General features: G+C 39.7%; 23 protein-coding genes and 1 other annotated feature. All 23 genes read right to left on the reverse strand.

All coding sequences use genetic code 11. The features are described from left to right. Window positions 1–43: 43 nt before the first annotated feature. The gene (locus tag ACFW35_RS10640) at window positions 44–1,363 is read right to left on the reverse strand and encodes a solute carrier family 23 protein (RefSeq protein WP_379845612.1); all 1,320 of its coding nucleotides are present in this window, start codon (window positions 1,361–1,363) and stop codon (window positions 44–46) included. Window positions 1,364–1,526: 163 nt separating this feature from the next. Beyond that, window positions 1,527–2,069, reverse strand: a complete 543-nt coding sequence (pyrR, locus tag ACFW35_RS10645; RefSeq protein WP_066289231.1) for a bifunctional pyr operon transcriptional regulator/uracil phosphoribosyltransferase PyrR — start codon at window positions 2,067–2,069, stop codon at window positions 1,527–1,529. A gap of 460 nt (window positions 2,070–2,529) precedes the next feature. Then, window positions 2,530–3,444 (reverse strand): RluA family pseudouridine synthase, encoded by a 915-nt coding sequence (locus ACFW35_RS10650; protein ID WP_379845614.1) that lies wholly within the window; start codon window positions 3,442–3,444, stop codon window positions 2,530–2,532. After that, a complete protein-coding gene (gene lspA / locus ACFW35_RS10655) occupies window positions 3,437–3,901 on the reverse strand; it encodes a signal peptidase II (protein WP_379833717.1) in 465 nt (154 codons plus the stop codon). The genes ACFW35_RS10650 and lspA overlap by 8 nt, the downstream gene beginning before the upstream one ends. Before the next feature lie 147 nt (window positions 3,902–4,048). Continuing rightward, the gene (ileS, locus tag ACFW35_RS10660; RefSeq protein WP_379845616.1) at window positions 4,049–6,811 is read right to left on the reverse strand and encodes an isoleucine--tRNA ligase; all 2,763 of its coding nucleotides are present in this window, start codon (window positions 6,809–6,811) and stop codon (window positions 4,049–4,051) included. A 368-nt stretch (window positions 6,812–7,179) separates the two neighbouring features. Beyond that, window positions 7,180–7,403, reverse strand: a binding site (T-box leader). Between the two features lie 39 nt (window positions 7,404–7,442). Beyond that, the gene (locus ACFW35_RS10665; RefSeq protein WP_066289220.1) at window positions 7,443–7,952 is read right to left on the reverse strand and encodes a DivIVA domain-containing protein; all 510 of its coding nucleotides are present in this window, start codon (window positions 7,950–7,952) and stop codon (window positions 7,443–7,445) included. Window positions 7,953–8,028: 76 nt separating this feature from the next. Beyond that, the gene (locus ACFW35_RS10670) at window positions 8,029–8,802 is read right to left on the reverse strand and encodes an RNA-binding protein (protein ID WP_379845617.1); all 774 of its coding nucleotides are present in this window, start codon (window positions 8,800–8,802) and stop codon (window positions 8,029–8,031) included. A gap of 9 nt (window positions 8,803–8,811) precedes the next feature. Next, complete coding sequence (locus tag ACFW35_RS10675) at window positions 8,812–9,087, reverse strand: YggT family protein (RefSeq protein WP_379845619.1); 276 nt, start codon at window positions 9,085–9,087, stop codon at window positions 8,812–8,814. 20 nt (window positions 9,088–9,107) lie between these two features. Next, entirely contained in the window at window positions 9,108–9,530 is a 423-nt protein-coding gene (locus tag ACFW35_RS10680) for a cell division protein SepF (protein ID WP_379845620.1), read from the reverse strand. 12 nt (window positions 9,531–9,542) lie between these two features. Beyond that, window positions 9,543–10,223, reverse strand: a complete 681-nt coding sequence (locus ACFW35_RS10685; RefSeq protein ID WP_379845622.1) for a YggS family pyridoxal phosphate-dependent enzyme — start codon at window positions 10,221–10,223, stop codon at window positions 9,543–9,545. Window positions 10,224–10,227: 4 nt separating this feature from the next. Further along, window positions 10,228–11,055: a peptidoglycan editing factor PgeF gene (gene pgeF / locus ACFW35_RS10690; RefSeq protein ID WP_379845624.1), complete on the reverse strand. Its 828-nt coding sequence runs from the start codon at window positions 11,053–11,055 to the stop codon at window positions 10,228–10,230. 74 nt (window positions 11,056–11,129) lie between these two features. Next, window positions 11,130–11,414: a YlmC/YmxH family sporulation protein gene (locus tag ACFW35_RS10695; protein WP_379845625.1), complete on the reverse strand. Its 285-nt coding sequence runs from the start codon at window positions 11,412–11,414 to the stop codon at window positions 11,130–11,132. A gap of 89 nt (window positions 11,415–11,503) precedes the next feature. Then, the gene (gene sigG, locus ACFW35_RS10700) at window positions 11,504–12,286 is read right to left on the reverse strand and encodes an RNA polymerase sporulation sigma factor SigG (protein WP_066240567.1); all 783 of its coding nucleotides are present in this window, start codon (window positions 12,284–12,286) and stop codon (window positions 11,504–11,506) included. Between the two features lie 121 nt (window positions 12,287–12,407). Beyond that, window positions 12,408–13,127 (reverse strand): RNA polymerase sporulation sigma factor SigE, encoded by a 720-nt coding sequence (gene sigE / locus ACFW35_RS10705; RefSeq protein ID WP_077363663.1) that lies wholly within the window; start codon window positions 13,125–13,127, stop codon window positions 12,408–12,410. A gap of 32 nt (window positions 13,128–13,159) precedes the next feature. Next, window positions 13,160–14,071 (reverse strand): sigma-E processing peptidase SpoIIGA, encoded by a 912-nt coding sequence (gene spoIIGA, locus ACFW35_RS10710; RefSeq protein ID WP_379845627.1) that lies wholly within the window; start codon window positions 14,069–14,071, stop codon window positions 13,160–13,162. Between the two features lie 745 nt (window positions 14,072–14,816). Then, on the reverse strand, window positions 14,817–16,010 hold the full coding sequence (gene ftsZ / locus ACFW35_RS10715; RefSeq protein WP_379845628.1) for a cell division protein FtsZ: 1,194 nt from the start codon (window positions 16,008–16,010) through the stop codon (window positions 14,817–14,819). Between the two features lie 31 nt (window positions 16,011–16,041). Then, on the reverse strand, window positions 16,042–17,322 hold the full coding sequence (gene ftsA, locus ACFW35_RS10720; RefSeq protein ID WP_379833703.1) for a cell division protein FtsA: 1,281 nt from the start codon (window positions 17,320–17,322) through the stop codon (window positions 16,042–16,044). 142 nt (window positions 17,323–17,464) lie between these two features. Further along, entirely contained in the window at window positions 17,465–17,818 is a 354-nt protein-coding gene (locus ACFW35_RS10725; protein ID WP_066289181.1) for a small basic family protein, read from the reverse strand. A 1-nt stretch (window position 17,819) separates the two neighbouring features. Then, on the reverse strand, window positions 17,820–18,527 hold the full coding sequence (locus ACFW35_RS10730) for a DUF881 domain-containing protein (RefSeq protein ID WP_379845630.1): 708 nt from the start codon (window positions 18,525–18,527) through the stop codon (window positions 17,820–17,822). Between the two features lie 5 nt (window positions 18,528–18,532). Next, window positions 18,533–19,228: a DUF881 domain-containing protein gene (locus ACFW35_RS10735; protein ID WP_379845631.1), complete on the reverse strand. Its 696-nt coding sequence runs from the start codon at window positions 19,226–19,228 to the stop codon at window positions 18,533–18,535. Next, on the reverse strand, window positions 19,215–19,994 hold the full coding sequence (locus ACFW35_RS10740; RefSeq protein WP_379845633.1) for a cell division protein FtsQ/DivIB: 780 nt from the start codon (window positions 19,992–19,994) through the stop codon (window positions 19,215–19,217). Before ACFW35_RS10740 ends, ACFW35_RS10735 begins: the two co-directional genes overlap by 14 nt. A gap of 240 nt (window positions 19,995–20,234) precedes the next feature. After that, window positions 20,235–21,146: a UDP-N-acetylmuramate dehydrogenase gene (murB, locus tag ACFW35_RS10745; protein WP_379845634.1), complete on the reverse strand. Its 912-nt coding sequence runs from the start codon at window positions 21,144–21,146 to the stop codon at window positions 20,235–20,237. 520 nt (window positions 21,147–21,666) lie between these two features. Then, complete coding sequence (spoVE, locus tag ACFW35_RS10750) at window positions 21,667–22,740, reverse strand: stage V sporulation protein E (RefSeq protein WP_379847459.1); 1,074 nt, start codon at window positions 22,738–22,740, stop codon at window positions 21,667–21,669. Window positions 22,741–22,789 lie beyond the last annotated feature (49 nt).

The raw sequence follows: 22,789 nt of genomic DNA on the forward strand, positions 1-22,789 counted from the left end.
ATGTTCACCCTTTTAAGTCTCTCGTACTTAATTAAAAGGTGTATTATGCAGCTGTATCGTTACCGTTCTTTTTAAACATCTTATTCATTAAGTCATTATCATCTTCTTTGCCCGGCAGTACCAGGTTAAGGAAGATACCGATTAATGTTGCGAGTGCCATTCCAGCAATCTCAAAGTTTGCATTAATCTTAAGTACCGCTCCTCCAATTCCTGTTACAAGAATAACAGATGAGATAATCAGGTTTCTTTTTTTACCAAAGTCGATGTTGTTATCTACAAGCATTCTTAATCCAGATGAAGCGATGATACCAAACAGCAGGATTGATACTCCTCCCATTACAGCAGTTGGAATCGTGCTGATTAAGGCTGTTACTTTTCCGGAGAATCCGAACAGGATAGCTGTCACTGCAGCGCCTCCTATTACGAATACCGAGTAAACTCGAGTGATTGCTAATACTCCAATGTTCTCACCGTAAGTCGTTACTGGAGGTCCACCGATCATGGAGCCGATCATGACTCCAAGTCCGTCTCCTAAAATGGAACGATGTAGACCGGGCTTTTCAATAAAGTTACGTCCTACTACCTTTGATAGTACAAGCTGATGTCCGATATGTTCAGCAATCGTTACTGCTGCGACAGGCATCATAATCATTGCGATACTCCAAGAAAAATCTGGTGTGTACGTTACAAACGGTACAATGAAATCAGGAGCCTGAATCCAGTTGGCTTGTGCTACTTTTGTAAAATCAACAAGTCCTCTAAAGTAGGCGAATGTATATCCAGCGAAGATTCCTATTAAAATTGGGATGATTCCTAAGATTCCTTTAAAAAAGATGGAGCAAATGATAGTAACTGCGAGTGTAAATAGGGCAACTGTAAAGTGAGTTAAGCTGTAGTTTTCAGTTCCCGGTACATTCATTGCCATTCCTACAGCAACATTCGCAAGTCCAAGTCCGATTACGATAATTACAGGTCCGACTACTACTGGAGGCAGAATGCGCATCAGCCATTTAAAACCGAAGCCTTTAATAAGCAGTGCGACTACTCCGTATACAAGACCTGCCAGGAAGCTTCCGAGCATTGCTGCTTCAGGACCGCCAAAAGCTTTTACAGTTAAGATCGGCGTTATAAAAGCGAAGCTCGATCCTAGGTAAGCGGGAATCTGACCTCTTGTTACTAAAAGATACGCAAGCGTTGCAAGTCCGCTTGAAACTAGTGCAACTCCAGGATGAAGGCCTACTAAGAACGGTACAAGCACTGTGGCACCAAACATAGCGAATAAGTGCTGCAGGCTTAATGTAAACCATTGAACCGGTGATGGTTTTTCATGTACATCTAAAATTGCTTTTGTATTGTTATCCATTTTGAATTACCTCCCATTTTTAAAAAGCATTATTTCCATTAAAATACCTCTCTTGCTTTAGCAAAAGAGGCCGTGGAGGCACACGCGTACACAGGTCTTTCCGTGCTGCACGTGATATATTACCTCCCTTGCCAGCCTCTCTGGACTGAATTTAAAGGGACAATTATTTATTTGTTGAGATTGCTACTTCATCCAGTCCGTCCACTTCGATCAGTGACGCTGAAATTACTTCTTCACTTGAAGTCGGAACGTTTTTTCCAACATAGTCAGCTCTGATCGGCAGTTCCCGGTGTCCTCTGTCAATCAATACTGCCAGCTGTATACTGGAAGCTCGGCCAAGATCCATAATCGCATCCATTGCAGCTCTTACGGTTCTTCCTGTATAAAGAACATCATCTACTAAGATAATTTTTTTGTCTGATACTTCTACAGGAATGTCAGTTCCTTTTAGCTCAGGCTCCTGATTTTCCGTCTTGATTCTTAGATCATCTCTGTAAAGCGTAATATCAATCACACCAACTGAAACTGCATTACCTTCGATTTGTTCAATTCTTTCAGCAAGTCTTTTTGCAAGAAACTCACCTCGGGTTTTTATGCCAGCTAATACAATGTTCTTGACTCCTTTGTTTCGCTCGATAATTTCATGAGCAATTCGAGTCAACGCTCTTCTAATTGCCTGGTCATCCATTAATACTGTCTTTGACATAATGCACCCTCCCTTTTTCCAAGATCCCTTTAACCGTCATCATTCGCAATGTCTGTTCTTGTAAACAGTGTTGCTATTAGAAGATGTTGATTTCCGCTCCAGGATGCTCGCTTTCCGCGGGGCGTGCGGTGAGCCTCCCTATCGCTTCGCGTTGGCGGGGTCTCACCTGTCACGCTGATCCCGCAGGACAAGGAAAGCTTCGACAGCGCTACATCGCACGAAGAAAATGTGATTTTCATTTTCGAGGAGTCTCGCACCTTCCGCTCCAATAAACTATTCAATGAAGCAACAATCTCTTATAGATGAACCTTCGCAAAAAAAATCCTCCCGTCACGCATGACGAGAGGATAGAGTAATCCCTGTTGGATTCTCTTTAAAAACGTTTCCTTCTCAGCCTCACGGGACTAAAGTTAAAGGACTATTTAAGTTACATTGATTATGACAAACTGTGTTCCCTTTGTCAACTTCTTTTCTCTAATAAATCCAATAGCTCGCTCATTTCAGAAGGAATCTCTCTTTCAAATTCCATGTACTCACCTGTTCTTGGGTGAGTGAAACCTAAAGTTTGAGCATGAAGTGCCTGTCCTTCAATTGGAAGTGTTTTAGATGGACCGTATTTTGGATCTCCAGCCAATGGGAAACCAATATATTTCATATGAACACGAATTTGGTGGGTTCTTCCAGTTTCAAGCTGGCATTCAACAAATGTATAGTTCGTAAATCTCTTTATAACGTTAAAATGAGTAACAGCATTTCGGCTATTGTCATCTGTTACGGTCATTTTTTGGCGGTCATTTTTATCACGGCCGATCGGAGCATCAATTGTTCCTTGGTCATGAGGCATAACGCCGTGAACGATCGCTTTGTAAATTCTAGTTGTTGTTTTGTCCTTAAGCTGGCTTACTAGTGATTCGTGGGCCATATCATTTTTTGCAACCATTAATAATCCCGATGTATCCTTATCGATACGATGTACAATACCAGGTCGCAGAACACCGTTAATTCCAGATAAATCTGTGCAATGTGCCATCAGACCATTTACAAGTGTACCGCTATAGTGTCCTGGCGCCGGGTGGACTACCATCCCTCTTGGCTTATTCACAACAAGGACATCTGAGTCTTCATAAACAATATCAAGATTCATTTCTTCTGGAACAACATCCAGTTCCTGAGGTTCAGGAATTTCGATTTCAACGGTATCACCTGATACACATTTATAATTTGACTTAACCGGTTTATCGTTCAGTAATACAATTTTATCTTTAATCCAATTTTGAATCTGTGACCGGGACCATTCATTCTGGACATCAGATAAAACTTTATCAATACGGTTCCCTTCTTGTTCAGTGGTTACCGTATATTCAAATTTACTCATTTTCTGTCTCCTTCTGTTTGCTTTCCATAAAACTTTGAATAAAAATCAAACCTACACCGATTACTAAAGCACTGTCAGCAACATTAAAAATAGGGAAATCATAGCTTCCGATATATACATCAACAAAATCAACTACTTCTCCTCGAAGAAGACGATCGATAAAGTTTCCTAATGCGCCTCCAAGAACAAGTGCCAGTGCTGTTTTCAGCAATCTGTCCGTGGCATGCTTCTGTAAATAATAGATGACAGCTCCGACTACAATAATTGTTATGATAATAAAAAAGTAGCGCTGATCTTGCAGAATACCGAATGCAGCCCCTCTGTTTCGGTGTGAGGTTATGTATAGTACTTGATCAATGACAGGTATAGACTGGCCGAGGTCCATTTTTTTAACAATCACCCATTTTGTCGCTTGATCAGCTGCGAACATTAACAAGGCCAATAGATAATAAAACAATAGAACTCCTCCGATATATTAAATATGTCTTTATGAATTGTAGCACAGCCATCGGATGTTCTACAATTTAATTTACCCATTCAGCAGATTATTTCTGCACTGTCTGAAAAAGAAAAATCCCGCGATAGCGCGGGATTCCTTCAGTAATTATGCATAATTTTTTTCAACGATATCTGCACAGCTCGCACAAAGTGTTGGATGATTGTCATTTTTGCCAACCTCTTCTGAAACAACCCAGCATCGTTCACATGTTTCACCTTCCGCAGATGTTACTGATACCGCAACATGATTAAAGGCAGACGCTTTTTCTGGTGCTTCTGATTTCACGCCGCCAACTTCCGCTTTTGAAACGATAAAGAGTTTATTTAAATCTTCAACGCTTTCAAGCCAAGGCTTAAGCGACTCAGTTGGATACAGAGTAATGGATGCAGTAAGTGATTTACCGATCGTTTTCTGGCTTCTCGCTTCTTCAAGAGCTTTTAGTACTTCATCGCGAACATCCATAAACAGATCCCAGTCTTTTTCAAGCTGCTCTGTACCTTTATAATTTTTCTCTTCAGGCATAGACGTCAATTGAACACTTACTTCTTCAACTCCAGGAATGTACTCCCAAACTTCATCTGCTGTGTGAGATAAAACAGGTGCAGACAGTTTTGTTAAAGCCATGAGTGAATCATATAACACAGTCTGAATACTTCTTCGCTTGTGATCATCTTCAGCTTGGATATAGAGCGTGTCTTTTGCCATATCCAGATAGAAAGAACTTAACTCGATCGTACAGAAGTTGTGGATCGTATTATAAACTGTAATGAACTGATACTCTTCATAAGCTTTTTTAACTTTTGAAACGACTTGATCCAGCTTAACCATCATGTATTTTTCAAGGTCAGGCATATCTTCAAATGCAACTGCATGCTGTTTTGGGTCAAAATCGTGCAGGTTTCCTAATAAGAAACGAAGTGTATTTCTGATTTTACGGTAAACTTCCGCTACCTGCTTTAAAATATCATCTGATACACGTACATCTGACTGGTAATCTACAGAAGAAACCCAAAGTCTGATGACATCAGCTCCAAGCTGCTTCATCACCTTGATCGGATCCAATGTATTACCTATTGATTTACTCATCTTCCGTCCTTCTCCATCGAGAACAAATCCATGGCTGAGCACTGCTTTATAAGGAGCTTTGCCAGTGATTGCAACAGATGTAGAAAGTGACGAGTTAAACCAACCGCGATATTGGTCAGATCCTTCAAGATAGAGATCTGCTGGACGAACTAAGTTGTTTCTTTCTTCTAGCACACCCCAGTGTGATGTTCCAGAATCAAACCAAACATCCATGATATCTGTTTCTTTTGAAAAACGTCCGTTTGGACTGTGCGGAGAAGTGAATCCTTCAGGAAGAAGATCCTTCGCTTCTCTTTCAAACCATACATTAGAACCATGCTCTCGGAACAATTCTACAACGTGAGAAATCGTTTCTTCTGTAAGAATCGCTTCGCCATCTTCACCATAGAATACCGGAATCGGCACACCCCATGCACGCTGACGGGAAATACACCAGTCTTCACGGTCTTTGATCATGTTGTGAAGTCGAGTCTCACCCCATGTAGGAACCCAGTTCACTTCTTCAATCGCACGAAGCATATCATCACGAATTCCTTTAATGGAAGCAAACCATTGAGCGGTCGCTCGGAAAATTACAGGTTTCTTCGTTCTCCAGTCATGAGGATAGGAGTGAGTGATAAACGTAAGCTTTAATAATGCACCCTTTTCCTGAAGCTGTTCGGTGATCGGCTTATTTGCTTCATCATAAAACAGACCTTCAAAACCAGGAGCTTCTTTTGTCATTACACCGCGGTCATCTACAGGGCATAAAACGTCTAATCCGTAGCGCTTACCTACAAGGAAGTCATCTTCCCCGTGTCCTGGAGCTGTATGAACACATCCTGTACCTGCATCTGTTGTTACGTGGTCACCAAGCATAACAAGTGAATCACGTCCATAAAGCGGATGACTTGCAACAGCATGTTCGATTTCTGCCCCTTTAAATCGTTTAACAATTTCAGCTTGTTCCCATTCAAACTCTTTCTTAAGAGATTCTACTAAAGCTTCAGCTACAACATATTTACCGTTCTCTGTTTGAACAGAAACATAGTCTAGGTCAGGGTGAACTGAAATACCAAGGTTTGCAGGAATCGTCCATGGAGTTGTTGTCCAGATAACGAGTTTTTCGTCTGCATCCAAAACTCCCTTTCCATCCTTTACATCAAATGCTACATATATGGAAGCAGAACGCTTATCTTGATACTCGATCTCAGCCTCAGCTAAAGCAGATTCTGATGAAGGCGACCAGTAAACAGGCTTTAATCCTTTGTAGATAAGGTCTCTTTTTGCCATTTCGCCAAACACTTCGATTTGTCTAGCTTCATATCCTTTATCAAGTGTGATATAAGGATTCTCCCAATCACCCCGAACACCTAGACGTTTAAATTGTTCACGCTGATGATCAACTTGCTTTAATGCATACTCTTCACAAAGTTTACGAAACTCAGCAACTGTGAGCTCTTTTCTTTTTACTTTTCCGCTCTTTGTCAAAGCAGTTTCAATCGGCAGTCCATGTGTATCCCAGCCAGGAACATATGGAGCATAGTGACCTGTCATCGATTTAAAACGGACAATGATATCTTTTAGAATCTTATTCTCAGCGTGGCCGATATGAATATCACCATTTGCATAAGGAGGACCGTCATGAAGGATAAAAGGCGGCAGATCCTTCGTTTTTTCCATAACTTTTTCATAGATATTTAATTCATTCCATTTTTCCTGAACTACAGGTTCACGCTGTGGAAGGTTCCCACGCATTGGGAACTCTGTTTTAGGCATCAAAAGTGTGTCTTTATAATTCATTGCTTTTCCTCCTTAATATCGTAACCGTAAAAATAAAGTGCTTTTTTCCGCAATCTATGTTGTCCTTGTAAGTGGTTAATTTCCGCTCCAGGATGCTCGCTTTCCGCGGGGCGGGCGGTGAGCCTCCTGCCGCTTTGCGCCGTTAGGAGTCTCACCTGTCCCATTTCAGATAAATCCTTGCTCCTGCGTCTACAAGTAAATGCTACCGATGTGAGCTTCCTCGTCGCATGCCTAACGAGAAGTTTCTCAGGTGGTAGGCACGCACCTTGCGCTCCAATCAACTTGTCAATGAAGAGATTGACAAAATACTCAAACCACAATTTATTAGAAAAAAGTCAAATAAAAAACCTTCTCGTCTCTACTGTTACAGTAGGGACGAGAAGGTTAACCCGCGGTACCACCCTAATAGGCTCTGATTAGTCAAAACCCGCTTAGTCATCCGTAGCGTGGATGAAGCGCCTGAACTTACTAAAGATTTTCAGTCCAGGAACTCAGGGGTGATCTTCGAATACCGCTCTATACCAGGCTTGCACCAGTTCCTGGTTCGCTATAATAGAGAAAAGTATCTTACTGTCCCCGTCTTCGTCACATATTAATCTTACAAAAGTATATGCGATTTTTTAAATGAATGTCAAGCTTCCGTCTTTACTTCCTGAAGTTCATAGCCTTCAAGATTTTCAGGAGCGTTTAGAGAATCCCAGTCATCATTCTTTAGCATCTCTAACTGTGCTTCAATTAACATTCTAAATCTTGTGCGATATACAGATGATTGCTTCTTCAATTCATCGATCTCCATCGAAATCTTTCTGGACTTCGATAACGATTCATTGATAATTCTGTCTGCGTTCTTTTCAGCTTCTTTAACGATCAAGCGTGCTTCTTTTGAAGCTGTGCGCTTAACTTCTTCACCTGTTTCTTGTGCAATAAGAATGGATTTATTCAACGTTTCTTCAATGTTCTTAAAGTATGAAATCTTTTCTTCGAGCTTGGAAACTGTTTCCTCTAAATCTTTCTTTTCACGAATAACCGCTTCGTAATCTTTAATGACTTGATCTAAAAAGTCATTCACTTCATCTTCACTATAACCTCTGAAACCTCTTGTAAATTCCTTATTATGAATATCCAACGGCGTTAAAGGCAAAACAGCCACCTCCATAGATGCATTATTTTCTACCTAAATTCGACAAAATGTCGGTCGTTCCTTCTATTCCTGGAAATTATTTTAAAATTCCATAACGGATACGCCATTTTTCTTTCTTGGTCATGCCTTCGATAGCGAATAACTTGCTTCTCCCAAAACCTCTAACTGAGAGTTCATCACCTTCCATTACTTCTGCCGCAACCTGGTCTGTTATTTTATGATTTAATTTAACACGGCCCTGCTGTATTAAAGGTGAAGCTTTAGAACGTGACAGGTTATAGACCTCAGCAACAATAACATCCAAACGGAGAGAAGAAACCGTTCCATTTCTTTCATCGTAATCAGTTTTAATTTCCATCAAATCATTGTTTTCTATATGGTGCAGCTTTACTCCTGATTTACCTATTTTCGTAAGGTTCAGTTCTATAAAACCTGATATTTCAGCTGCACAAACAAATTGTACTTTATCTCCGGATATAAGTATATCGCCATACTTGCCTCTTTTAACTCCTATATTCATCAAAGCTCCCAGTACGTCCCGATGCTCGATTGTTGTAAACTTTGATGGATAGGCAATATCATAAAAGACGAGCTGAAAATCATCTTGTGCTGCTTCATAATACTCCGGGAATAGCAGTGCCCTTTTTCGTTCAGAAAAAGAAGAGCCTCCCCATAAAGAGAGGCGTACATCTGTATCGTTTCCTACGATTGTTTTAACAATTTCCTGTTCACGCGGATCAAGAAAATCAGTCAGCTTCGGACTATATCTTTCCACCGTCTCTGATTTCCATCTCATTACGCGATCAACAAACTCATGTTCCTCTGGCCGATAGTGCTGATAAATACTCATAAAGAAACCTTAAAATGAGCCGGCAAGCATATTAGCTACAGCTCTTACACCATATTGTGCAAAGTGAAGTGACATTAGCGCTACTATTGGCGAAAGGTCAATCATTCCAAGCGGCGGAATGATCTTGCGGAAAGGAGAGAGATAAGGTTCTACAAGCCTTCCGATTACCTGTCCGATGGATGATTCCCTAGCGTTTGGAAACCATGATAAAAGTATGTACCCTATTATTAAGTAATAGTAGATTTGAATAAGTTGTTGAACTACGCCTGCAATTGTCTCTACCAATAAATTTCACCTGCCAATTTTTAGTCTTCGTCCATCATTTCTGAGATCGTACCGGAAACATCTACGTTTTCAGGAGTGCACAAAAATGTATTTGGTCCAAGCTTTTGGATATCTCCACCTATCGCATAAACAGTCCCTGATAAGAAGTCTACGATTCGTTTAGCCTGATCATGCGGAATTCTTTGCAAATTCATAACTACCGCTCTTCGATTTTTCAGCTGATCCGCAATATCTTGAGCTTCAGCATAAACGCGCGGCTCAACAAGAACAACCTTAACCTGCTGCTGGATACTTTGCAAGCTCACAACATTCGGCTTGCTCTTTTTCGTATGAGATGGTGTACTCTCTTCCTCTTCAGCCAAAGACTCTTCTTCATATTCATTTTCATACTCATAATCATCTTCTAAATCAAAAAAACGCTTAAACTTTGTTTTGATTCCCATTTATTCCACCTCCTAAAATTCTTTTCCGACTAAATCTGTTCCGATTCGAACAAAGGTTGCTCCTTCTTCAACTGCTATCACATAGTCATTCGACATTCCCATAGAAAGTTCCTCACATGGTGCATGCTGTAGATCTTTATTTTGAATGTCTATTTGCAACTGTTTTAACGTTGAAAATACATTTCTTACGATCGATTCATCTTCTGTAAAAGGCGCCATTGTCATAAGACCTACAACTTTAATTTTGTCGTAGTCTTTTAGTTTATCGACAAAACTAATCACTTCTTTTACTGCCAGTCCATGTTTTGAATCTTCTTCTGCTACATTGACTTGTACAAAACAAGAAATTGTCTTGTCTGCTCTTTTTTGTATCTCCTTTGCTAAGCTTAGCCGGTCTAAGGAATGGATATAATCAACATGATTGATAATATCTTTTACTTTTCGAGACTGAAGCGTGCCAATATAATGCCATTTCACATTCATGTCTGCTAGGTATTCCTTCTTTTCAAGCAATCCTTCAATGCGGTTTTCACCGATATGTTCAACACCTGCCAAAACTGCATTCTTCGTCGTTTCGTTACTTACATATTTCGTTACAGCAACTAGATTAACGCCCTTTGAAGACCTGTTTTTTTTCAAGCATGCAGCTTGAATCTGATTTAATATCTTTTCTTTATTTTCTAATATGTTCAAACGCTTACTTAACTCCTTTCCTGCCTATAAAACTCATCATTCTGCCCGTCTTGCCATTATCTTTCCGGTGTGAGAAGAACAAAGAATTTTCACAGCTCGTACATTGCTGGGAGACCATGATGTTTTCTGGAAGTACTCCAGCTTGCAAGAGTAGAATCTCATTTAATTTTTGTAAGTTTAATTGAAATCTGTCATTATTGTTTGTTCTGAATACATCAGGATCTTCATCCTTCTTCAATGCTACTTTTACTTCACGAATAACCTTTTCATCCACTTCATAACAGCATTCACCTATTGCAGGTCCGATTGCTGCCTTAATATCATGAATGTCTGCATTCTCTTTTTCACACCAAAGCTCGACCATTTTTGGACCGATTTTACCTACTGTTCCACGCCATCCAGCATGTGCAAGACCTATCAAGTTATTTTTTGGTGAATAAAAGTACAGCGGAACACAATCAGCATATAGAGAAGTTAATAGAACGTCCTCATCCTTTGTGTACAAACCGTCAGCATCTGGGATAGCAGTTTCAAAATCCATTGAGCCTCTGCCACGGTCTTCCTCTCCTGTGACTTTTACAATATGTGTACCGTGAACCTGCTTTGAACCTACCCAATATTGAATCGGAAAATTAATTTCATCGGCAAAAGTTTTGCGGTTATCTTGTACAAAGCGGGGATCATCATTAACATGAAATCCCATGTTTAATGATTTGAAAGGCATTGGACTATACCCTCCATCACGCATCGTGAAACCAGCGGCAATAAAGGAATTCTCTTTTTGCCATTCTTCTATAATAAGGTGCTTTCCAGTTTGTTTAAATGTCTTCATTTCTATGTATTCCTCCTGGAAAGTTTTATCTTTATTTTACCACATTTTTGAGGAATAAAGAAAAAAAGAACCGTTTATTTCAATTGATCAAACGGCTCTTTTACGTATTCGTTTAATTCACTTGCTTCCATATGCCTGACGAGTATAACGTCTGTACCTATTTTCACGATGTTGCGCCATGGAATTACAATATCATTTTCTCTTGCAAAAAACCCAAGCATTTTTCCTGCACCAGGAATGATGATTGCGTCAATCTTTCCGGTATTTAAATTAATTTCAAGATCAGCAATATGGCCTAGTTTTTTTCCGTTTGCTACGTTAACAACGTCTTTAACTTGAAAGTCTGATATTTTGTTCATGTCACAACCCGCCTTTCTGTTTTCATTATATGAAGGAACAAGCTGTTTCATGTTCATAGTAATAAAAAAAACCCGTAGTTTTACGGGTTTTAGCTGCTTTGTATATTTTTGTTCATCTGAGATATAGCTGCTTTCTCAAGTCTTGACACTTGGGCCTGGGAGATTCCAATTTCATCTGCCACTTCCATCTGTGTTTTGCCTTGAAAGAACCTCATGGTTAATATCATTTTTTCTCTGTCGTTTAGACGTCTCATACCTTCTTTTAATGCGATTTCTTCGATCCATTGCATGTCTTTCGCTTTATCATCACTGATCTGATCCATTACAAAAATAGGATCTCCTCCATCATTATAGATGGGTTCAAACAATGACACAGGATCTTGGATGGCATCAAGTGCAAAAACGACTTCTTCTTTTGGTACATCCAGCGCTTCTGCAATTTGCTGCGCTGTTGGCTCGCGGGATAATTTATTCATGAGCTGGTCACGAACTTGCAATGCTTTATAAGCAATATCTCTTAGGCTTCTGGAAACACGTATCGGGTTATTGTCCCGTAGATACCGGCGGATTTCACCAATAATCATCGGTACAGCATAGGTAGAAAACTTAACATTTTGACCAAGATCAAAATTGTCAATAGACTTCATAAGTCCGATACACCCTACTTGAAATAAATCATCAACATGCTCTCCGCGGTTGTTGAATCGCTGAATCACACTCAGTACGAGCCTGAGGTTTCCATTCACCAGAGTTTCTCTCGCATCGGGATCACCCTTGTGCATTTTATCAAACAAGATACGCATCTCTGGATTTTTTAAAACAGGAAGCTTTGATGTGTCAACTCCGCAAATCTCAACTTTATTTCTTGTCAAGTCTTTTCCCTCCTGCCGGGAGCTAATTTCAAATTAAGTATCACCGAACGGAGGGAAATTTATGCAATTGTAAATTTTGATTAAAGCAGTTAATGATTCAATATCCTATATAGAATAATGTCTAAACCATTTTATTAAATTCTTTTTGAAGCCTTTTAATAATTCTCTTCTCTAGCCTCGAGATATACGATTGAGATATACCCAGCATATCCGCTACATCTTTTTGTGTTTTTTCTTCTCCGCCTGATAGTCCGAAGCGGAGTTCCATGATCTGTTTCTCTCTGTCATTGAGTGTAAAAAGAGCTTTTAATAAAAGTTTCCGGTCAACATTTGCTTCAATTCTTCTTGTAATAATATCATCTTCAGTCCCAAGAACATCTGAAAGCAACAGTTCATTGCCATCCCAATCAACATTTAAAGGTTCGTCAAAGGATACTTCAGAACGTGTTTTATTATTTCGCCGCAGGTACATTAATATTTCATTCTCTATACATCTGGAGGCATATGTGGCAAGTTTAATCTTTTTTTCTGGATTAAATGTATTTACAGCTTTAATTAAACCTATCGTACCTATACTAATTAAGTCCTCGATATTGATTCCTGTATTTTCAAACTTCCTGGCAATATAAACAACAAGACGCAAGTTTCGTTCGATCAAAAGTGACTTGGCAGCTTGATCACCTGAAGGCAGTTTTTCGAGCAAAACCGCTTCTTCTTCTTTGCTTAATGGAGGAGGCAGCGCTTCATTGCCGCCGATGTAATAAATTTCATCTGATTTTAATCCGAGCTTGAATAATAGCTTATACCAAAACATTGTTACCCTTAGTCGCAATTTGCTGATCATTTTTACTCCCCTTTCACATCTAGTGCTTACTATGACGCTTGTACATGTTGAAGATACATTTTAGGGTGTACAATGGCATCGAACTGACCCTCGCTTGATAATGAAGTCCAGCTTAATCCCACAAGTCCTGGCGGTGAACAAACTGCAATTCCATCCTTCTCAATCTCAATTTGATCTGGCTTTAAGCAGGCAAGAAATTGCTGATGTCCTACAGAACGATACGGTACGATTCGCAATCTGCTGATCCATGGATGATCATTTTCCTCAGTACCAATCGACATCACATCTCTTGCAGCCGATTGAATGGTCTCTGGAAATTCAGAACTGTGGATGTTCATGTCTAAAACCATAACGGGCATTTTTGAAATGGGATCGTATAATTTATTACCTGTATCAATAAGTCCATTTGCATAAATAATGACTTCCCCAATAGAGATTTTAACTTTGACAAGACTGTTGGAATCCATTTTTTCCACAGCAATGTCATCTACTCTTTTAATTGAAAAATACCATAGAGCTGGTACACCTGCCGCTACAAATAACCAGCTTACCGGATCACCCATTCCTGTACTCTTGGTTGAAATCACACCATTCATAATCACAGCATCACTCTGCATAAAATAATGAAGAGCAAAAATCCCGCCACCCGTTACAAAAGAAACAAAATAAAACATCGCTACATTTTTCACTACAAATCGAATACGTTTAAAGCCAAAAGCAGTAATCATGATTGCACTAGACAAAAGAAACTTTACTAAAGGCTGAGAGAAAACCATCAGTTCTGGATAGACAACTAAAATGACATAACTGGATGCAAGAAGAGAGGCAAGAAGGATTCTCTTTTTCGATGCATTGCGCTTTAAAACATAGGCTGTTAATGAGATCAATACATAATCAATGCAGAAATTAAGAAACCAAATGACATCCAAATAAAGGGTCATTGGTTTTCTCCTTTCTTAATTTTGAAATTAGTATAACGTATAGGTTGTTTGAAAGTCTGTCAGTTTATGAGAGAAGTATTGTTCTTATTTTCTCTTTTTTTGTCAAAAAAGCTTATATGCTAGATATACGTTTTTGGGACAAGAATATGACAAAAACTAAAGAATATTTTTGTAATCCTTGCTGCTCTTGGAAGTGGTTGATTTCCGTTTCAGGTGCTCGCTTTCCGCGGGGCAGGCGGTGAGCCACATTCGTACGTTTCACTCTTAAGTGTCTCACCTGCCCGCCTGTCCCGCAGGAGTCTCGCACCTTACACTTCAATCAACTATTCAATGAAGAATTTCTTACATATCTCTTTGTTGCAACAATCTTTTTAACAGCAGTTTTCTAGAAGATCGTTACTTCTAAATGTTTTAATGTTTTTTTATTTTCCTCAATTGCAAGTTGATTGAAGCGTAAGGTTGCCGACTCCTCGAGAATGAAAATCACATTTTCTTCGTGCGATGTAACGCTGTCGAAGCCTTCCTTGTCCTGCGGGACGAGCGGTTAGGTGGAGACTCCTAATGGCGCAAAGCGGCAGGAGGCTCACCGCACGCCCCCCGGAAAGCGAGCAACATGGAGCGGAAATCAGCTGCTAACAAAGGCATCATTGAATACGAAAACTTTATTTAGATAAATGCCTTTAAAAACTAACAAAATAAAAAAAGCATGCTCTCTATCGAAGAGAACATGCTTGTATTTTTGTATTTATCTTCTTCTGTTGCGGCTGCGGTTACGAAGGAATGTTGGAATATCCAACGTATCTGAATCAGCATTGGAATAAGAATTGTTGCTTCTTGATTCAGACTGGCTTTCCTCGCGTGACTGTGATTGAGACTGTCCCTGTGATTGCGGCTGACTTTGATTTGAGTGAGATTGATTAGAAGATGCAGGAGATTGCTGCATTCTTGGACGCTCAGCTCTTTGCTGATTATTCACTAGCTTTTCGTTCTCATCAAAACCAGTTGCAATTACAGTTACTAGGATTTCATCTTTTAATTCTTCGTTAATTACAGAACCAAAGATCATGTTAACTTCTGGATCAGATGCTGATGAAACAATATCAGCAGCTTCGTTTACTTCGTAAAGGCTTAAGTTAGCTCCGCCAGTAATATTCATCAATACACCTTTTGCTCCGTCGATTGACGTTTCAAGAAGCGGAGATGAAATAGCTTTTTTTGCTGCTTCAGCTGCACGGTTTTCACCAGTACCAACACCTATACCCATAAGTGCAGATCCGCGTTCAGTCATAATTGTCTTAACGTCTGCAAAGTCCAAGTTAATCAAACCTGGTACAGCGATTAAGTCAGAGATACCTTGTACACCTTGACGAAGTACGTTATCTGCTTCACGGAAAGCTTCAAGCATTGGTGTATTTTTATCAACGATTTCTAGTAAGCGGTCGTTTGGAATTACGATAAGTGTATCTACTTTTTCTTTAAATACAGAAATTCCTCCAACTGCCTGCGTAGAACGTTTGCGGCCTTCAAATGTAAAAGGTCTCGTGACTACACCAACAGTAAGTGCGCCTAAATCTTTAGCGATTTCAGCAACTACTGGGGCAGCACCCGTTCCAGTTCCTCCGCCCATTCCAGCCGTTACGAAAACCATGTCAGCTCCAGCAAGAGCTTCTTCGATCTGTTCGCGGCTTTCTTCAGCAGCTTTTTTACCGATTTCAGGATTTGCACCTGCTCCAAGTCCTCTTGTTAACTTAGTGCCAATCTGCATTTTTACAGGCGCCTTTGAAAGGTTCAAGGCTTGTGCGTCTGTATTAACACAAATAAATTCCACACCTTGTACTCCGTGTTCAATCATTCGGTTAACAGCATTGCTTCCGCCGCCGCCAACACCAATAACTTTAATCGTTGCCAATTGATCCATATTCATATCAAACTCTAACATGAGCGTTCCTCCTAATGACTAGTTCCTTAAGTTATTCAAAAAATAAACCAAACCAGTCTTTCACTTTTGATTTCATTCCGCCGGGTTGTTTCTCTTGTGCCGGCTTCTGGCTGGACTGTTTTTTCTTTGGCAAAGGCTCCCCTGCATTTTCAGCTAATGCTGAAGCAACTTCTTTTCCTTGTACTTTAATATTTTTGTGAGTAAATTGAATGAGCCCCACTCCTGCTGTAAACTTCGGTTCTCTTACACCGATATAATCAGGCAATGAAACCCTTACATTCTGCTGGAATATATCCTGGGCTAATTCCAATACTCCTGGAATGGCTGCTACTCCCCCGGTGATGACAAAACCGCCTGGGAGTTCAGAATAACCGCGCTGATGCAGTTCATCATCAATCATTTCAAAAATTTCAGCCATACGCGCCTCGATGATTAATGAAAGCTCATATTGTGAAATTTCCTGTTCTTGTGAAGAGCCAATCTGTGACACGGTGAATGTTTCATCTTTAGATGCATAATCGACAAAAGAATGACCGTGTTTTAGTTTGATTTTTTCTGCATCTTCTGCAGATGTTCTTAATCCGATTGATATATCCTTTGTAATAAAGTCTCCGCCAATCGAAAGAACTGAAGTTAATTGCATCGTCCCCTGATCGAAAACGGAAAGCGTTGTTGAACCACCGCCAATATCAATCAGTGCCACTCCAAGCTCCATTTCATCGCGTGAAAGAGCAATTGATGAAGTAGCTAATGGTTCTAGACAAATATCAGCTACTGTAAGACCTGCTCGTTCCACACATCGAAGTAAGTTATGTAAGATGGTTTTAGAACCGGTAATAACCGTTCCTTCCATTTCCAATCGTACCCCAAGCATTCCTCTTGGATCAATGATTTCATCTGTTCCATCAACAATGAACTGACGTGGAATAACATCGATAATTTCTCTTTCTGGAGGCACTGACATGACTTGAGCTGCCTCTATTACTCTAGCAATATCCTCATCGCCGATTTCACGATCTTCTCTAGAAACTGCTACAACTCCGTGACAAGGCTGAAGCTGGATATGGTTTCCTTTCACACCTACTATAACGGCATTGATAGGGATACCTAACATTCTTTCTGCCTGTTCAACGGCTTTTCTTATGGAACGAACAGTTTCATCAATATCTACAATGGAACCTTTTCTGATTCCAGCTGATTTCGCATGGCCAACACCAATAACATTAAAGGATTCACTGGTCATTTCTCCAATGATCACTTTAATATTGGATGTACCGATGTCTAAACTTACATAAATTTCATTGCTGTTCATTCTGTGGCACCTCCTAACCTTTCATCCATTAAATCTTCATCTATTAAAGATGAACAAAATTCCTTCATTTTCGCTTATTTATGGAATAAATTCCACAAGCAACGGGTTATCCCTCTTTTTTTTTACCGGTTTTTCAAATTTTTTAGGCCTTTTTACGTGAGTCTGACCATTTTGAGATTAATAGACGCCGAATAACTGCGATATTATTAAACAGCCTTACTCCGAATGCAAAAATTGCGGCTAAATATAGGTCAATACCCAGGTGTACTCCTAGATAAGCTAGCCCGGCAGCCAATAAAATATTGAAGAAAAAACCTGTAATGAACACTTTATCTTCAAAACTGCCCTGCAGATGTGCTCGGATACCTCCAAACAAAGTATCCAATGCAGCCAAAACAGCTATTGATAAATAGTTTGAGTATTCAGGAGGGACCCGGATATCAGACATGAAACCTAATAAAAGACCTAGTAAAAGTCCAAGTACCGGTAACCACATCTTATGTTTCCTCCTTTGCCGGTTTCATAAACTTCACTTTTACATCTTCATCAAATGCTGGCAGTATCACTTTCTCTGCAGGAGCAGATTCTACAAGGAAGTCTTCCCTTATAAACTCTTCAACAGCAGGTGAAGCAATGATTTTCTGATGCAGTTTTTCATTGTTTTTTGCCAACACTTTAATTTCTATAGGAAAAGTTGAAACAGGCTCGTTGTTTATGTAAATGTCGCCATTTACTTCCCGGATCGGTGTTTTTGATATAATGCGCTGTCCATCAATGCTGATCTCTTTTGCATCATACCTATTCAATTCATTAACAAGTCTTCTAAGCATATCAGGGTCAATCTGTGGCAGAGGGCGATCTACTCCGATTAGCTCGTCATTAAAAGGTTCGATAGTCATTACGATTCCTTGACCGCTCACCGTAGTTAATCCTGCCTGTTTTTTTAAATCTGCCAAAGCTTTTTCCATTGCTTCGATTTTTTCGTCTTTTCCTTCAGTCTTATATTTAGTCAAAAGCTCGCTATAACGCTGAAGTTCCTCATTAAGCTCCTGCTGACGCTGTTTTTCTTTTTCCAGATCAGCTCTTAGTTCCCATAGATCTCGTGTGTCTCTTATGATCGGGTTATTTGTGGTCTCAAACTGGATCGCCAGCATTCCGCCTATAATGAGGGCAATAGTTGCAAACATAAATTGTTTATCTTTCAACTTACTCATCCCTCTTCTGTTATAAATGGCTCCATCTCGATCGCGCTTTCCTTCTCCACTCTTACTTCCACACCATCATTCACAATTTTATCAACGATATATAGATTCAATGATTTTTCCAGTGCGGATGAATTTCCAATGGCTGTAATCACAAATGGTGCAGGATACTGATTGCCATCAACACTTACAACAGGTCCAATACATGCAATATAAGTGTCATGTGATATTCTCTGGCCATTGATCGCAATTGCTTCTGCCCCTGAAACATGAAGTTCATCTATTACACTTCTAATATGTTCTTCATGAACAATATAATTATTCGGGTTCTCACCTTCTGGGATATAGGAGGAGTCTTGAAGTGTTACTTCTACCCCCTCCCCTTTCACTTTTACATTCCCTACTACCATCCTGAGCTCTTTCAAATCTTCTACGAGTTTAGTGGAGATTTCTTCCTGATCAGCAAATTTGTTTTCTTTTTTTTCAACACTCTGCTGAAAACCAATTAGTTCGATTGCTAGTTCTCGGTTTGTTTTTTGAAGTCTTAATATTTGGCTGCGCAAGGAATCTTCTTTTTTCCACTCGTCAGTTTTGACAGCTTCTTTTTGTTCTTCTTGAGCTCTTTGGTAGGAGAAGGATAAAATGAAACCGGTAACTAGAAGGATAAGAGACAAAAAGAGATGCATCCCTTTAATTTTCCTCATTTTTTTCCTCCGTAACTTCTCGGTTGTATCGTTCAAATCGCGTACTTATTCCTAAATAAAATGTACCTTTTTCATCTGGTTTAATTTCGCCTATCAAAGAAGGATAAGCAGAAAGTCTTTCTGAAAACTTGGGTATTGAAGTAACTACTTTATTTCCGTCTGTCATAAACAATGTCAATTTGCTAGGATTGTCCGAATCAGGCGTATGAGTAATTTCAGAAATACGGTGAATGATTCCCTCTGGCAGTTTTTGCAGTTCCTGTGCCATCGTCTCCAGTTGCTCAGGATCTTTCCAGCTTACAATAACAGGAGCATTTACCGGTCTCTCATTTTTATTAAGAGGTTCAAGCATCTTTCCGTTTTGCAGCATCGGATAATATGTATTGTCCTTTTTAAAATAACCAACCCGCTGATATTCTTTAACGTTGATCGCAACATGATTAAAGAATTTCTTTTCAATGGAAACAAAGCTTATCTCAGAAATCGAATCGAGTCTTTTTTGTATGCTTTCTTCTGATATATTTAAGTACTTTGTATTAGTTGAAATCCGGCTCTTTTCTAAAATCTCATCATCAGTTACAAAGTAATTTCCTGAAACAGTTATTTTTTTAACATGGCTCAAATCAGATTGAAAATACACAACGACCACTAATAACAGGAAGAAAAAGGACAAGTAAAATATCAGGCGGCGATTCGCTTTTTGTTTACGATGTTCTTTCAGCTTCGGAATTCGGTCCTCAATCTTGACAACCTTCACCTTGTCCATCCTCTTCCTCCGTTTTATCATATAATACAAGAAAGAAACCATATGCCCAACTGTCTTAATCAAATAAAAGAACTTGGCAGAAGACGCCAAGCCCTACATATAAAGGCTTAATATACAGCCGATTTATCAGGATTAAACGAAACTTATTCTTCGCTTCACAACGTCATTGGTCTTTTTTTCTTGTTCTCTGTATTATAGCACGGATAAGTCCCAATTTAGCACTATTTATCCAATTTTTTGTTATTCATTTCGGCCGATGATTTCAACTTCTGTTTCAATGTCGATTCCATGCTTTTCTTTAATCGTCTTTTGGATAAAACTTATAAGATCCAAAACGTCTTGTGCCTTAGCATCACCGGTATTTACGATGAAATTCGCATGCATTTCTGATATTTGCGCTCCGCCGATCTTCGTACCTTTTAGACCTGACGATTCAATCAGCTGTCCAGCGTAATTAGGCAATGGATTCCGAAAAACACTTCCGCAGCATGGAAAGTTCCATGGCTGTGTATTTCTTCTATAGTCTTTATTTTTTTTAAGTTCAGCCATAATTGTTTCCTTATCGCCTTTTTCTAACACCAAGACAGCTTCAACACAGATTCCGCCTGTTTTTTGAAGCACAGATGTACGATATGAAAAACCCAGCTCTTCATTCGATAGCCATTTCAGTTCACCGTCAGGAAAAAGAATAAGTGCTTTTTCAACGATTTGAGACATATCAGAACCATGCGCCCCCGCATTCATGAATACAGCACCGCCCACAGAACCAGGAATTCCGGCAGCAAATTCAAGTCCTGTAAAAGCTTCTCGAGACATTAGAGTGGCAAGCGGAATTAAAGAGTAACCTCCTCCAACTGTAATCTTGTTATCATCTTGTTTTAGATGATTTAGCCCCTCCCCTACTTTGATAACTGCGCCTTCGATACCGCCGTCTGCAACGAGGAGATTGGATCCTCTTCCTATTGCACGGATTGGAATATTCGCTTCTTTCAAGTAAACAATTGCTTTTTTAAGGGCGTCAATATTCTTCGGTTCGAAATAAAGATCGGCTGGACCGCCTATTTTTAATGTTGTGTGGTTCTTTAACGGTTCATTTAACAATACGGTTCCTAAGTCTTCATTTTTCAACTTATCGGCTAATTGGTTTAACATGCTAAAACCCCCTACATTCATCACGCATAACTCTATTTATATGTTATGCACTATTCTTTTCCATGTTTAAACGATTGATAAACATCATCAACAAAGTAGTATTCGAAAGAAAAATTGTGTTTATTGCTATTTTGTCTTAAGAAAAAGCTGTTTTCTAAGATTGTGCTTGTATTATTTGGTAATCTTCGTTTACAAGTTGATTGGAGCGCAAGGTGCGTGCCTACCACCTGAGAAACTTCTCGTTAGGCATGCGACGAGGAAGCTCACATCGGTAGCATTTACTTGTAGACGCAGGAGCAAGGATTTATCTGAAATGGGACAGGTGAGACTCCTGAAGGCGCAAAGCGCCAGGAGGCTCACCGCCCGCCCAGCGGAAAGCGAGCACCTGGAGCGGAAATCAATCACTTTCAAAAGAATAGGAAAACAACTAGAAAAAGAAGATACCCTGTCATATCCGACAGGGTAGCCATTGAATCTTCAATATGTTTAGAATAAGAGAATTCTCTTTGAAACTCAAGTATTAATACCGAGCGTAGCGGCTAATATTCAATATTACTCCGATTGAGGCAAGCATAAGTGTAAGAGAAGAACCTCCATAGCTTAAAAATGGAAGGGTAATCCCGGTTACTGGCATAAGCCCGGTCACAACTCCAATGTTGATCATTACTTGAATAGCAACCATCCCTATGATGCCGATTGCTAAAAAGGAACCAAAAAGGTCAGGTGCTCCAAGTGCGATCCTAATACCTCTCCATAAAAGCAAACTGAACAGGATTAAAACAAAAACGGCACCGATAAATCCTAGTTCCTCTGAAATAATCGCGAAAATAAAATCTGTTTGCGGTTCTGGCAAATATCCAAACTTTTGCCGGCTCTGTCCCAGCCCTAGACCTAACAGCCCTCCTGGTCCAAGTGCATACAGTGACTGAATGATCTGAAAACCGCTTCCTAACGGATCGCTCCAAGGATCTAAAAAGGAGGTAATTCGTTTAATTCGGTAAGGTGCTGAAATAATTAATCCTGCGAACCCAATCAATCCGATTAGCCCCATTCCAATAAAATGTGAGATTCGAGCACCAGCAACGAAAAGCATAACAATACTCGTTCCAACCATAACTGCACCTGTACCGAGATCAGGCTGGAGCATAATCATTCCAAAGGCGACCATTACTAAAGAAAGTGTAGGCAGCAAGCCTTTTTTTAATGATGTAATCTTCTTTTGATGTTCTGATAAATATTTTGCCAAAAAGACAATCATGGCCAGCTTCATAAATTCAGAAGGCTGGATAGAAAAAGCTCCGACGCCGATCCAGCTTCTGGCACCGCCGCGAACCATTCCTACACCAGGAATTAATACAGCGATTAAAAGAAAAAAGCAAATGATAAGAAGAATTTTTGACCATACTCTCCAAGTCATATAGTTGATATTCATAATAAAGAACATCGCTGCAATTCCTACTCCAGCAAATAACATTTGCCGTTTCACAAAAAAGAATGAATCATCCATCTTATACTGTCCCAAGTCTGCGCTGGCGCTATAGACCATGATGATCCCAACGGATAACAGCAAAAGCGTAACAACAATCATAATCATATCAGGGGTTGATCTCGTTGCAGGCAAAGGGAAACACCTCAACTCTTGT

The sequence above is a fragment of the Fictibacillus sp. NPDC058756 genome, assembly GCF_042746035.1.
Classification (GTDB): Bacteria; Bacillota; Bacilli; order Bacillales; family Fictibacillaceae; genus Fictibacillus.

Excerpts from the sequence above, each read along its gene's own strand:
- ACFW35_RS10650 (WP_379845614.1), bottom strand. The coding sequence starts at position 3,444 with ATGAGTAAATTTGAATATACGGTAACCACTGAACAAGAAGGGAACCGT.
- ACFW35_RS10725 (WP_066289181.1), bottom strand. The coding sequence starts at position 17,818 with ATGTGGTTACCGGTACTTGGACTTTTACTAGGTCTTTTATTAGGTTTC.
- ACFW35_RS10695 (WP_379845625.1), bottom strand. The coding sequence starts at position 11,414 with ATGAACAAAATATCAGACTTTCAAGTTAAAGACGTTGTTAACGTAGCA.
- ileS (WP_379845616.1), bottom strand. The coding sequence starts at position 6,811 with ATGAATTATAAAGACACACTTTTGATGCCTAAAACAGAGTTCCCAATG.
- ftsZ (WP_379845628.1), bottom strand. The coding sequence starts at position 16,010 with ATGTTAGAGTTTGATATGAATATGGATCAATTGGCAACGATTAAAGTT.
- ACFW35_RS10740 (WP_379845633.1), bottom strand. The coding sequence starts at position 19,994 with ATGGACAAGGTGAAGGTTGTCAAGATTGAGGACCGAATTCCGAAGCTG.
- ftsA (WP_379833703.1), bottom strand. The coding sequence starts at position 17,322 with ATGAACAGCAATGAAATTTATGTAAGTTTAGACATCGGTACATCCAAT.
- pgeF (WP_379845624.1), bottom strand. The coding sequence starts at position 11,055 with ATGAAGACATTTAAACAAACTGGAAAGCACCTTATTATAGAAGAATGG.
- spoIIGA (WP_379845627.1), bottom strand. The coding sequence starts at position 14,071 with ATGACCCTTTATTTGGATGTCATTTGGTTTCTTAATTTCTGCATTGAT.
- ACFW35_RS10670 (WP_379845617.1), bottom strand. The coding sequence starts at position 8,802 with ATGAGTATTTATCAGCACTATCGGCCAGAGGAACATGAGTTTGTTGAT.
- ACFW35_RS10735 (WP_379845631.1), bottom strand. The coding sequence starts at position 19,228 with ATGAGGAAAATTAAAGGGATGCATCTCTTTTTGTCTCTTATCCTTCTA.
- spoVE (WP_379847459.1), bottom strand. The coding sequence starts at position 22,740 with ATGATTATGATTGTTGTTACGCTTTTGCTGTTATCCGTTGGGATCATC.
- ACFW35_RS10640 (WP_379845612.1), bottom strand. The coding sequence starts at position 1,363 with ATGGATAACAATACAAAAGCAATTTTAGATGTACATGAAAAACCATCA.
- ACFW35_RS10680 (WP_379845620.1), bottom strand. The coding sequence starts at position 9,530 with ATGGGAATCAAAACAAAGTTTAAGCGTTTTTTTGATTTAGAAGATGAT.
- murB (WP_379845634.1), bottom strand. The coding sequence starts at position 21,146 with ATGTTAAACCAATTAGCCGATAAGTTGAAAAATGAAGACTTAGGAACC.
- pyrR (WP_066289231.1), bottom strand. The coding sequence starts at position 2,069 with ATGTCAAAGACAGTATTAATGGATGACCAGGCAATTAGAAGAGCGTTG.